This is a genomic window from Pseudoalteromonas rubra, from assembly GCF_004212645.1.
Lineage (GTDB): Bacteria > Pseudomonadota > Gammaproteobacteria > Enterobacterales > Alteromonadaceae > Pseudoalteromonas > Pseudoalteromonas rubra_G.
This window is the reverse complement of sequence record NZ_PPUZ01000008.1, coordinates 109,222-119,670: the sequence shown is the minus strand read 5'-3', so window position 1 is coordinate 119,670 and position 10,449 is coordinate 109,222. Positions and strand designations below refer to the sequence as shown.

The following is a 10,449-nucleotide window of genomic DNA, read 5'->3' as shown; positions in this document are numbered from 1 at the left end:
AATATGACGCTAACTGTGTTAAAAATTTCTCATTTAGAACAACTAAATAGCAAAATTTTTGCCTGGTTATCGAACATATTTTCTCGCCTCAAAATAGAACACTTAATTAAGCAAATTGGTATAAAGCGGAGTCGAATATAGCGTGAGTTGCTGTGTGGACAAGTCGCAGGCACAGTAATCTCAGTGTCTGTCCAGAGTTTGATAAAATAATTGCCCCTATTTTCAATAAATTTAAATCACCCTGGATTTAAACTCTCATGCGTTTAACTTCCAGTGACCTCACGCTTTTGGTATGAAAATACCTATATTGTTTTTTTGTGTGAATTAAAGTGCCTTTTCATTGCACTGTAAACTAGGTTATTTGAAATAAATATGCTTGATTTGATGTTTTAGGCCATGTTAAAACATAGTCAATTCATCAACAGGACCAGTGCCCACATGCAAATTATTACGTTGTCACTATTGCTTAACCTCTTACTGCTTAGCTGTAAGAGCGGGGCGTAGTTGCGCGTAAGGGCAGCAACACGATAAACCCCGCACAATGTGCGGGGTTTTTTTATGCTTAAACGAGGACATCAGGTATGCAAGACAAGGTTTGGATATTCGACACGACATTAAGAGATGGAGAGCAGGCGCTTAAAGCCAGTCTGACGGAAGAAGATAAAATTCTGCTCGCGCATACCATTAGTCGTTTAAATGTAGATGTGATGGAGGTTGGTTTCCCGGTCTCAAGCCCGGCGGACTTTCGTGCAGTACAGCGCATTGCCAGAGAAATCAGTGGACCAAGCATTTGCGGCTTGGCCCGTGCCGTCAGTAAAGACATTGAAGCCTGTGGTGAGGCGCTGAGGCCTGCTGAGAAAAGCCGTATTCACACTTTTATCGCCACCAGTCCATTGCACCTGGAGCATAAGCTAAGAATGTCCCTGGATGATGCAACTGAGATGGCGGTGAAATCTATCAAGCTGGCGCGTAATTATACTGATGATGTTGAGTTCTCCTGCGAAGATGCCAGCCGCACGCCATTTGATGATTTGTGTCGTGTTGTTGAGCGAGCCATAGATGCTGGGGCCAGCACCATTAACCTGCCTGATACAGTGGGCTATGTGACACCCGATGAATATGCCGCGATGATCCGCCATATCCGTAATAATGTGCCAAATATAGATAAAGCGCGCCTGAGCGTGCATTGCCATAATGATTTAGGGTTGGCTGTTGCGAACTCCATCGCTGCAGTACAGGCCGGTGCAAGGCAAATCGAATGTACCATTAATGGTATTGGTGAGCGTGCCGGTAACTGTTCATTAGAAGAAGCTGCCATGATCCTGAAAATGCGTGAAGACCATTTACGGGTGGGTTGTGATATTCGCAGCGAAGAAATTTATCGGGCATCACGTCAGGTCGCCAAGATCTGTAATATGCCAGTCCAGCCTAACAAAGCCATCGTCGGCGAAAATGCTTTTGCTCATAGCTCAGGTATTCACCAAGACGGGGTATTAAAGGCGCAAAACACCTATGAAATCATGTCTCCGGAAACCGTGGGCGTGCCAAATAACCAGTTGAATATGACCTCACGCTCCGGCCGCCATGTTATAGAGCATCGCCTGAGTGAGCTGGGTTATCAAAAATCTGATTACGACATGGATTCACTCTACGAGAGCTTCCTGGCGCTGGCCGATCAGAAGGGCACAGTGTACGACTATGACCTGGAAGCGATGATCCATTTTAATCAGATCACCGACAAAGACGATTTTTACCAGCTGCAATTTGTTAATGCTTCGTCCAACTCCCAGTCTATTGCCAGTGCAACCGTGGGGATTGCAATGGGCGAGCAACTAAAACAGGAAGCGGCTACCGGCAACGGTCCGGTGGAAGCGGCATTTCTGGCACTTGAGCGGATCACAGGCAAAGCCGTTGATATTGTTGAGTACAACCTGGATGCCACCGGTCAGGGCGCAAGCTCGCTGGGGCAGGTCGATATGATTGCCAAATATGACGGTCGCCGCTACCACGGTACTGGTTTGGCTGCGGATGTTGTGGAAGCGTCAGTACACGCCATGGTCCACGTTTATAACTTAATTCACCGAGCCGCTAAGGTCTCGAGTCTGAAACAACAAAGGAAAGCAGGATGAGTCAATCAAATTATCAGATAGCCGTATTAGCCGGTGATGGCATTGGACCTGAGGTCATGGCGGCCGCTGAGCTGGTGCTTGATAAAGTCAGTGAAGTGTTTGGTATTTCTCTGGAGCGTCAACATCATGCTATTGGCGGCGCGGCCATTGATGAATATGGTGTTGCGTTGCCTCCTGCGACACTGGCTGCGTGTGAAGCAGCAGATGCCATTTTGTTTGGTTCAGTAGGCGGACCTAAATGGGAGCATTTACCGCCCCAGGAGCAACCTGAACGTGCTTCTTTGCTACCGCTGAGAAAGCACTTCGGGCTGTTTTGTAATCTGCGTCCGGCCCAGCTGTTACCGGCACTCAGTGCAGCTTCCCCGTTACGCGCTGATATCAGCCAACAAGGTTTTGATATCTTGTGTGTTCGCGAGCTAACCGGTGGCATCTATTTTGGTGAAAAAGGCCGCGAGGGGTCGGGGCCTGAGGAAGCAGCGTTTGATACGCAGCGTTACAGTCGCCATGAAATTGAACGCATTGCCCGTTTTGCGTTTGAAGCGGCAAGGCTGCGCAGTAATCGGGTTACCTCGGTCGATAAAGCCAATGTGCTTGCATCGAGCGTGCTCTGGCGCGAGGTGGTGTGTGAGGTAAGTAAAGACTACCCGGATGTGGAACTGGAGCACATCTATATTGATAACGCCGCAATGCAATTGGTTAAACAGCCGGGGCAGTTTGATGTGCTGCTGTGTGACAACTTGTTTGGTGACATCCTGTCGGATGAATGCGCCATGATCACGGGCTCAATGGGTTTGCTACCGTCAGCAAGCCTGAATCAGTCCGGTTTTGGCCTTTATGAGCCGGCAGGCGGATCTGCTCCCGATATTGCAGGAAAAGGTATTGCCAATCCAATCGCACAGATCCTCAGTGCCGCGCTGATGTTGCGTTATTCATTGGCACAGGATGAGGCGGCAAGGCGCATTGAAAAGGCAGTAGCAGAAGCCGTGGCAGCCGGTGTGGGTACGCCGGATATTTACCCGGCAGCTGGTTACACCACGCTAGACGTGGCCCACGCAATTGTCGAGCGAATTTAACCTGATCTCAGATTAACAACAGGATGTAGCAAGTGGCACAAACATTATACGACAAAATCTGGCAGGCGCATGTGGTCGCCAGTATTAACGAGCAAACCGACTTACTGTATATCGACAGGCACCTGGTGCATGAAGTCACTTCGCCTCAGGCGTTTGCTGGCCTGCGTGAAAAGAACCGCACGGTGCGCTGCCCGCATAAGACCTTTGCGACCATGGATCACAATGTGTCGACCAAAAGCCGTTCCATTGATGCGGCGAGTGAAGTCAGCAAGAACCAGCTTCAGGCGTTAGCAAAGAACTGTCAGGAGTTCGGCATTGAACTCTATGATCTGAACTCAGTGAATCAGGGCATAGTGCATGTGATGGGACCGGAGCAGGGGATCACTCTACCTGGCACGACCATCGTGTGTGGCGACAGCCACACCTCAACGCATGGTGCTTTTGGCGCACTGGCCCATGGCATTGGCACCTCTGAAGTGGAGCACGTGCTGGCCACTCAGACACTCCAGCAGAAAAAAGCCAGATCACTGAAAATTGAGATCACCGGCACGCTGCGGCCCACCGTCACGGCCAAGGATCTAATCATGGCCGTGATTGGTAAATTGGGCACGGCCGGTGGCACTGGCTTTGTGGCGGAGTTTTGTGGCACGGCCATCGAGGCCTTGTCGATGGAAGCGCGCATGACTCTGTGTAATATGAGCATTGAGATGGGCGCGAAGGCTGGATTGATCGCCCCGGATCAGACCACTTACGATTATCTGAAAGGCCGTCCTTTCGCACCGCAGGGGAGAGATTTCGATCAGGCTGTGACCTATTGGCAAACCCTGCACTCCGATCCTGATGCCGTCTTCGACAGCGAAGTGATCATCAGCGCCGACGAGATCCAGCCACAGGTGACCTGGGGCACCAGTCCCGAGCAAGTGATCGGGATTGATGAAGCTATTCCGGATCCGGAAACTGAGCCGGATCTGATCAAGGCCGAGGCCATGCGCAGCGCACTGCGTTACATGGGCCTGCGCGCAGGTCAGAAGCTGACGGACGCCAAAGTAGATACGGTGTTCATAGGCTCCTGCACCAATAGTCGTATTGAAGACTTGCGTGCCGCCGCTCAGGTTGTTGCTGGCAAACAGGTTGCCAGCGGCGTTGAAGCTTTGATTGTGCCAGGCTCAGGTCTGGTAAAACAGCAGGCTGAACAAGAGGGCCTGGCGGATATCTTTATAGCGGCAGGCTTTGAATGGCGTGAACCGGGTTGCTCTATGTGTCTGGCAATGAACGACGACCGTCTGGGGATGGGTAAACGCTGCGCATCAACCTCCAACCGCAATTTCGAAGGGCGTCAGGGACGCGGTGGCAGAACCCACTTGGTGAGCCCGGCTATGGCAGCAGCCGCAGCAATTGCGGGTCACTTCACTGATATTCAAGGAGAGCAGGCATGAGTGTTTTTCATTGCGGATTGTTAGCACCACTGGATAAAAATAATGTCGATACCGATCAGATCATTCCTAAGCAATTCTTAACCTCTACCAGCCGGGACGGCTTTGACAAGGCGCTTTTTTACGACTGGCGCTACACAGAACAAGGCGAGCCGGATCCGGATTTTATTCTCAATGCGCCGCAATATCAGGGTGCCAGCGTGTTGCTGACACGGGATAATTTTGGCTGTGGTTCATCGCGGGAGCATGCGCCCTGGGCGCTCAAACAATACGGCTTTACCGTGATCCTGGCACAGAGTTTTGCGGATATCTTTTTTAACAACTGTGGCAATAATCAGATGCTTTGCATTAGCCTGCCAGCGAGCACCCTGGATAGCCTGTTTGGCTTGTGTGAGCGCCAGGCCGATATTCAGATTGAAGTCGATCTGGCAGCTCAGCAACTGCGCAGTGAGCACTTTGCGCCGATTGCATTTGATGTTCGCCCGGACATTAAAGCCCGACTGCTCAGTGGCTTGGATTTTATCGGCGAAACAGAGCAGCTCAATGCCCAGATAGATCAGTTTGAACAGCAGCTTCAGGCGACACGCCCCTGGCAGTAACTGTGTGATCACCGCATTTAATTGGCAAAGGCCGCTAAGTGAATTACGCTGCGGCCTTTATTATTTTTTAGGAACAATGATATGAAACTCGTTTATGCAGCCGCTTTGCTGATCAGTGGCACAGTCATGGCGCGCCCGGCGCCACTAGTGTCTATTCCCACGCATGATGCGTTCTTCGACCAAATCAAGCAACATTGCGGAAAAGCGTATGAAGGCAAAGTGACCGTCGATAATCAAGGGCCCAGTGCGTTCAGCGATGCGCGTCTGATCATGCACGTACGTCGTTGTAACGACCAAGAGCTGCAAATTCCGTTTCATGTTGGCCAAAATGCTTCACGCACCTGGATCATTACCAAGACAGGCAGTGGCCTGAGCCTCAAGCACGACCACCGTCATAAGGATGGCAGTGATGATGAATCGACTATGTATGGCGGCCATACAGTCGATGCGGGGTATGACAATGTGCAGTCTTTTCCTGCGGATCAGTACTCCAAGGAGTTATTTGTAAAGCGCGGTATTCCACAGTCAGTGGGTAACACCTGGCAGATGTACATTTACGATGAGCGCTTTACTTATCGTCTGGTAAGAGAAGGACGTGAGTTCAGAGTTGATTTTGACCTGACTAAACCCGTTCAGGCACCCAAAGCACCCTGGGGTTATCAGGACTGATAGGGTTGCACGGCAGGATTACGCAGCTCAGCAGTTAATACTGAGCTGCGCGATTATTATGGCTTTTTCACGCAGCGCACTTCTACTTGCAGATCGGGCGCATAAGGTCTGGGGTAGGTGGGCAAGCGGTCAAAGTTCTGCACCCCCGCGATCACGACCAATTGCGGCAAGCTACCCTGACAAAGCCGTTGGCTGTGCCTGAGCAAAAACACACTTTGTTGCAAAAAGTGCTGATAAGTATCCGATCTTATCTGTAAATAGTAGTGGTCATCATTATACTTAATCTGTTCATAGTGCACTTTGTGATCAAAGTCATAGAGCTTTTCGACGACGCCATTGGGCGGCGGAGTATAGCTGCTACAGGCACTGGCAAGTAAAGAGAGTGCAACCAATGGCAGGGTGCGTCTTACTTGTTTAATCACCTGAGTTGTCATAAAGCGTAGCTGTGGCATACAAAACCTGTTAATCCATTATCACCTTACTGAAGTGTATCATATTTGGAGGTGCGCTTGTTTGCACAACTGAGAAAGTTCATTAATACGTTGGCCGAGCAGCCACCATCTCAACAAGCTCCCGATTTTACCACGGCCCTGGCTGCATTAATGGTCGAGATTATGCGCGCCGATGGTGAAGTCCATGTCGATGAGTGCCATATGATAGCCCGGCTACTGACCCAGCACAGTGGTATTTCAACACAGGCCAGCGAGCTTATTCGCGATCAGGCTATCGAGATGGTGGATGAAGCGATTGATTTACATCGGTTTGTACGTGTCGTCAACGCGCATACCGGGGAGTTGGAGCGCATAGAAGTAATAGAGCTGCTGTGGCTGGTTGCTTTTGCCGATGGTCGCTTAGACCCTCATGAGGAGCATATGGTCAGAAAAATCGCTGGTCTGCTCTACGTGGCGCACGCTGACTTTATTTCAGCAAAACTCACTGCCTGCCAGCAGCTAAAGCTCACCGACTAGTGGGTGAGCTGAGCCGTCCCCAGTTCCGTTTTGCACGACTGGATGGCTTCTTTGATCAGGAAGTTGACCAGAGTCGGTGAAATACTGTACATCTGGGCAATTTCTTTTTGCTTTAACCGCCCGTCACGATAAAAACTCACCACGTTTTGATGGCGTTTAGACAGCTTAGCAATGGTGTGATTCACCTTCTCAGACAGCTGTGCGTCAATAAAGCGGGTTTCAATGTTAGATTCTTCATCATCAAAGTGCTCGCCATGCACAGACTCCATATCTACCAGGCTTTCCCGGCTCTGTTTGCGCAACATGTCGATGGCGATATTGCGGGCCACCTGATAGCAAAAACTCTTTGAGTTTTTAACCTGGCAATTCTGACAGGCAGACATGCCAGACAGGCGAATAAAGGTATCTTGTAACGCATCCTCAGCGAGATAGGGGCAGCGCAGAATATTATTCAAATAAGCGAGTAGCTTAGCTTCGTTTTCTGCAATGACATTTGACCACTTTTCACACGACTGCGGCACGGTAAGTTCTCCTGGTGTATTTGAATTAGATCCGTTATGGCGAATGATAATAGTTATCACTATTATGTTATTTCCTTTTGTATTTTGCCGTCAAGTAATTTTCTACTCTAATGCGGGCCTTAAATAGGGTCTGTGTGGTGAGCCTTGCTGTCCTGTTTGCATTGACTCACCAGCGGCACCTTAATAGCGGGTGTTGTGGATTGAGCGCATTGGGGTGGTTTTTTGTTTATACCTCGCGTCTAGCAAAAGAAGTCTCTCAGTCTGTTTTCTGGGGGGTTCTGTGTATATCTAAACAAAAGGATTACTATGAAATTATTTACACTGAGTATTGCAGGGCTCGCCATTTTTACGGGCAGCGCACAGGCTGCTCCACTTTTCCCTCCGGCCCTGACCCATGCTCACAGCAATGAAGCCGTTAGCGTAACCCGCACCCAGTTTGGTATAGCGCATGTTAAAGCGCAGAGTTTATATGGGCTGGGTTATGGTAATGCTTATGCTCAGGTGCAAGATCACGGCTGTCTGCTGGCTGACGGCTACCTGCGGCTGCGTGGTGAGCGTGCCCAATACCTTGGTGCACATCGTCACGAAGGAGATAACCATTACCTTATATCGGATATTGGTTATCGTATTTTGGACTTGCCAGGTCGGGCTGCACAGCAATATTCAAGCTTATCAGCAAGCACGCGCGCACTGGCAGAGGGCTTTGCCGCCGGCTATAACCACTACCTTGAGGAGGTTGCTGCGGGCAATGAACAGCTGGGTGAGATCTGTCGCGATGCTCCCTGGGTTAAACCCATCACCGCACAGGACGTGATTGCCAATGTATTGCTGATGGGCGTGCAGGGCAGTGTGGGTCGGTTACTGCCACAGTTAGTGCAGGCCAGGCCGGACAACGGGGCCACGCCAGCACAGCAGGATCGCACTATGGCACTGACACCTGCCGAGCAACTCACACAGGGGTCAAATGGCTGGGCGATTGGTAAAACCCTGAGCCACAATGGCCGGGGTATGGTACTGGCCAACCCACATTTTCCGTTCAATGGTAATTTCCGTTTCTGGACCCATCATGCCACGGTGCCGGGTGAACTGGATGTAATGGGCGCTTCCGTTCTGGGTATGCCCGGCGTGGTCAATATCGGCTTCAACCGTAACCTGGCCTGGACCCACACCTACTCAACGGCACTGCATCATGTATTTTATGAATTGACGCTGGACCCGGACAATCCTCGCCGCTATCGGTATGAAGGACAGTGGCACACTATGCGTGAGCGTGAGATCCAGGTGGCTGTGAAAACGGCAACGGGGATGCAAACGCACACCCACATGGCGTATGCCACACACTTTGGTTTAATGCTCGAAGACGCAGAGCGTTTTCCCTGGCAGGACGGGGTGGCCTATGCGGTCAGTGATGTCAATCTGGATAATTTTTCTGCCATAGATCATTGGCTGTCTTACAACCGGGCCGAGTCAGTTGCACGATTGCGTGCAGCATCCAGACGCTTTAACGGCCTGTCTTTCAATAACACGCTGGCAGCAGATAAATATGGCAACGCCTTCTATACCGATGATTCCAATGTCCCTAACCTTTCAGCGGCTGCGTTGAGCTGGTTACAGACGAACCCCAAATCTGCAGCCATTTTTGCCGCCACAGGCCAGGTGGTGTTGCCAGGTGATCGCGAAGAGATGATTTTCGATGGGGCCGTTGAGCTGGCCGAGGCACCGTCACTCAGCCGTCGTGATTATGTGCAAAATTCCAATGATTCATTCTGGCTGAGTAATGCCTCACAGCCACTGCGCGATGTCTCTCCTTTGTATGGTCAGGTAGATGTACAGCAGTCGGAGCGCAGCCGCTATGCCTATGCATTACTGCGCTCAGGGTCGGGACGAGATGGCCGGTTCAGTCTCGACGAACTTGAGCATATCCTGCTGGGCAACGGCAGTTATTTTGCCAGTGAGCGAGGGGTTATCGCGGGCTTATGTCAGCAGTATGCGGGTCAGCGCTGGGCGTTGAACGACCAGCTGGAGGTCGATGTCGATCCCGTTTGCGGCGCATTTGCACAATGGGATGGACGCTTTGATTTGACATCAAAAGCGGCCCATCTGGCGCGGGAGTTTTTCCGTGTGCTCGACAAGCACGAAGACTTTGCGGTGCCGTTTGACCCCAGATTGCCAACCACCACGCCACACACACTGAAATCGGACCCAGATATTCTGCGAAAACTGCTCCGTGCTGCGGCCGATTTAGCGCACTATGGGTTTGCGCTGGATGCACCATTTGCCGAGATCCAGTATTTGCAAAAAGGCACGGAACGCTTGTCCTGGGCCGGGCCTGAACATCAAAGTGGCGGGTTTAACGTGTTTGCCACCCACAACACGATGGACTTGACCAGCTTTGCGGCTGAGGCATCACCGCCACTGACCAGTGTGGTTGATGGCCGACCCCTGTGGTCCGGACTGCGCGAGGAAGGCTACGGCGTGAACTTTGGCTCCAGCTGGATGATGGTGGTGGGCTTTGATGATAACGGACCGGTTGCTCGCGGCCTGCTGAGTTATTCGCAAAGTGCCAATCGCGACTCAGAGCATTTTAGTGACAGCAGTCGTCACTACAGTGCGCAACGGGGATTAGTTGAATTGCCATTCTACCCCTGGCAGGTGTCCATCAATAAGCTCAGCACCACCAAACTGATCGTGAAAAAAGACTAAAAAACCCGGACTGTCGCGCGTCACTATGCCGACAGTCTGATTTTTGGAGAAAACGATGAGCTTTGATAATGACAATGGCACCTTCAAGGTCCTGGTTAACCATGAAGAACAATACTCACTCTGGCCTAGTTATAAAAGCGTGCCAGGTGGTTGGCAGGATGTGGGTGTCGAAGGTGATAAAGAGACCTGTCTGGCCTACATCAATACGCACTGGACTGATATGCGTCCGTTGAGCCTTCGCCAGGCGATGGATCAGTAAGTTTTCCGGCGTCGCCTGATAAGCCTAGCTGCTGATCAGCGCCAGTGCGGGGCGAACACCCAGCCGCACTGCCTTGCCACACTGCCAGTTTATTC

Annotated in this window: 10 protein-coding genes; 8 read left to right on the top strand and 2 right to left on the bottom strand. The window is 51.0% G+C overall.

Annotated elements, in window-relative coordinates; genetic code table 11:
* Window positions 1-581 precede the first annotated feature (581 nt).
* The 5 genes from leuA to C3B51_RS03890 all read left to right on the top strand — a co-directional run bounded on the left by leuA (window position 582) and on the right by C3B51_RS03890 (window position 5,903).
* Complete coding sequence (gene leuA, locus C3B51_RS03910; protein ID WP_046007088.1) at window positions 582-2,129, top strand: 2-isopropylmalate synthase; 1,548 nt, start codon at window positions 582-584, stop codon at window positions 2,127-2,129.
* Window positions 2,126-3,202: a 3-isopropylmalate dehydrogenase gene (gene leuB, locus C3B51_RS03905; RefSeq protein ID WP_125716909.1), complete on the top strand. Its 1,077-nt coding sequence runs from the start codon at window positions 2,126-2,128 to the stop codon at window positions 3,200-3,202. The genes leuA and leuB overlap by 4 nt, the downstream gene beginning before the upstream one ends.
* Window positions 3,203-3,234: 32 nt before the next feature.
* A complete protein-coding gene (gene leuC / locus C3B51_RS03900; RefSeq protein ID WP_130244236.1) occupies window positions 3,235-4,638 on the top strand; it encodes a 3-isopropylmalate dehydratase large subunit in 1,404 nt (467 codons plus the stop codon).
* A complete protein-coding gene (leuD, locus tag C3B51_RS03895; protein ID WP_125716911.1) occupies window positions 4,635-5,234 on the top strand; it encodes a 3-isopropylmalate dehydratase small subunit in 600 nt (199 codons plus the stop codon). Before leuC ends, leuD begins: the two co-directional genes overlap by 4 nt.
* Before the next feature lie 81 nt (window positions 5,235-5,315).
* A complete protein-coding gene (locus tag C3B51_RS03890; protein ID WP_125716912.1) occupies window positions 5,316-5,903 on the top strand; it encodes a hypothetical protein in 588 nt (195 codons plus the stop codon).
* A gap of 56 nt (window positions 5,904-5,959) precedes the next feature.
* On the opposite strand, the gene C3B51_RS03885 is transcribed toward C3B51_RS03890, so the two are convergent.
* Entirely contained in the window at window positions 5,960-6,355 is a 396-nt protein-coding gene (locus tag C3B51_RS03885; RefSeq protein ID WP_125716913.1) for a hypothetical protein, read from the bottom strand.
* Between the two features lie 51 nt (window positions 6,356-6,406).
* Here C3B51_RS03885 and C3B51_RS03880 point away from each other — a divergent pair, with 51 nt between their 5' ends.
* A complete protein-coding gene (locus C3B51_RS03880; RefSeq protein ID WP_346427711.1) occupies window positions 6,407-6,871 on the top strand; it encodes a TerB family tellurite resistance protein in 465 nt (154 codons plus the stop codon).
* Here C3B51_RS03880 and C3B51_RS03875 read toward each other — a convergent pair.
* The gene (locus C3B51_RS03875) at window positions 6,868-7,392 is read right to left on the bottom strand and encodes an RNA polymerase sigma factor (RefSeq protein ID WP_010383862.1); all 525 of its coding nucleotides are present in this window, start codon (window positions 7,390-7,392) and stop codon (window positions 6,868-6,870) included. The two genes, C3B51_RS03880 and C3B51_RS03875, sit on opposite strands and share 4 nt — an antisense overlap.
* Before the next feature lie 306 nt (window positions 7,393-7,698).
* Between C3B51_RS03875 and C3B51_RS03870 the strand changes: the two genes are divergently transcribed.
* Window positions 7,699-10,095 carry a penicillin acylase family protein gene (locus C3B51_RS03870; protein WP_130244235.1) on the top strand — a complete coding sequence of 799 codons (2,397 nt, stop codon included), beginning with the start codon at window positions 7,699-7,701 and terminating at the stop codon, window positions 10,093-10,095.
* Between the two features lie 55 nt (window positions 10,096-10,150).
* A complete protein-coding gene (locus C3B51_RS03865) occupies window positions 10,151-10,354 on the top strand; it encodes an MbtH family protein (RefSeq protein ID WP_046007095.1) in 204 nt (67 codons plus the stop codon).
* The last annotated feature ends 95 nt before the right edge of the window (window positions 10,355-10,449 follow it).

What these genes read in the sequence shown, in the direction of transcription:
- C3B51_RS03890 (WP_125716912.1), top strand. Translation starts at nt 5,316, where the DNA reads ATGAAACTCGTTTATGCAGCCGCTTTGCTGATCAGTGGCACAGTCATG.
- leuD (WP_125716911.1), top strand. Translation starts at nt 4,635, where the DNA reads ATGAGTGTTTTTCATTGCGGATTGTTAGCACCACTGGATAAAAATAAT.
- C3B51_RS03885 (WP_125716913.1), bottom strand. Translation starts at nt 6,355, where the DNA reads ATGCCACAGCTACGCTTTATGACAACTCAGGTGATTAAACAAGTAAGA.
- leuB (WP_125716909.1), top strand. Translation starts at nt 2,126, where the DNA reads ATGAGTCAATCAAATTATCAGATAGCCGTATTAGCCGGTGATGGCATT.
- C3B51_RS03870 (WP_130244235.1), top strand. Translation starts at nt 7,699, where the DNA reads ATGAAATTATTTACACTGAGTATTGCAGGGCTCGCCATTTTTACGGGC.
- C3B51_RS03865 (WP_046007095.1), top strand. Translation starts at nt 10,151, where the DNA reads ATGAGCTTTGATAATGACAATGGCACCTTCAAGGTCCTGGTTAACCAT.
- leuA (WP_046007088.1), top strand. Translation starts at nt 582, where the DNA reads ATGCAAGACAAGGTTTGGATATTCGACACGACATTAAGAGATGGAGAG.